This window comes from Polaromonas sp. P4_H1, from assembly GCF_056400945.1.
Genome location: NZ_JBFUKG010000047.1, coordinates 1 through 768, shown reverse-complemented (window position 1 = coordinate 768; position 768 = coordinate 1). Strand labels below are relative to the sequence as shown.

Genomic DNA, 768 nt, shown 5'->3' with positions numbered 1-768 from the left:
GCCCGGCATGGTGTTCGCCAATGATCATTTCAGGCTGATGGCGGATAACAGCTATCGCCTCAACCGGCGCATGCTCAACACGCGGATCGAGTTGGCGATCGCGATGTTCTGCAAGCCAGCCTGATCACGCATCCTATTTCTTAACCGATTGATCACCATAATCGGCCAAGCTGCGCCATTGCGCGGCATACCGCTGCGCGCGCTTGGACCGGATACGGCATGTTCCAGATGTTCCTGCGGGCTCGTGCCCAGAACTATCTTCGCAGCCTTGTCGGCGAGCGTGAGTTCAGGGCGCGTTCGGCTGAACGCGATGCCGAAACTGATCGCGAGCGGCTCGATTACGTCCTTTCGGCCCTCGATAGCGCACTCAGCAATGCCGAAGCCGAGCAGGCCGGCCTCACCCGCCGCGTCGACGATGTGCTGGCGCGCGCGGCTGTAACCTTCGGCAATGGGGACGATGAGTATCTGACGCGGGAGAAGCTCGACAGCGATCACCTGGACCTGTTCGAGACCGAAATTTCAAACGGCCAGCGCCGATTGCGCGACCTTGCTGTCAGCATCTCGCACTTCAAGTTCCTGAAGACCGCCATGCTGTCGCGGTTTCCGGATTACAAAGGCCCTGGGTCGCGGGCATCATCGTAACGGCAGACGCCTATTCGCTCCGGGCGGAATCCTTGGCATCGCTCCAGCGCCGCTTGAAGCCCGCCGCATCCGGCGAACTGCCATCGCGACTGCGCCGCCGCTCACCGCTGAATGTCCGCATGTGAT

The 768-nt window shown here is 61.2% G+C and carries 1 protein-coding gene; it reads left to right on the top strand.

The features are described 5' to 3' along the window. Positions 1-219: 219 nt before the first annotated feature. A complete protein-coding gene (locus tag AC1DS5_RS24960) occupies positions 220-642 on the top strand; it encodes a hypothetical protein (protein WP_116661170.1) in 423 nt (140 codons plus the stop codon). Positions 643-768: the final 126 nt, after the last annotated feature.

What these genes read in the sequence shown, in the direction of transcription:
- AC1DS5_RS24960 (WP_116661170.1), top strand. Translation starts at nt 220, where the DNA reads ATGTTCCAGATGTTCCTGCGGGCTCGTGCCCAGAACTATCTTCGCAGC.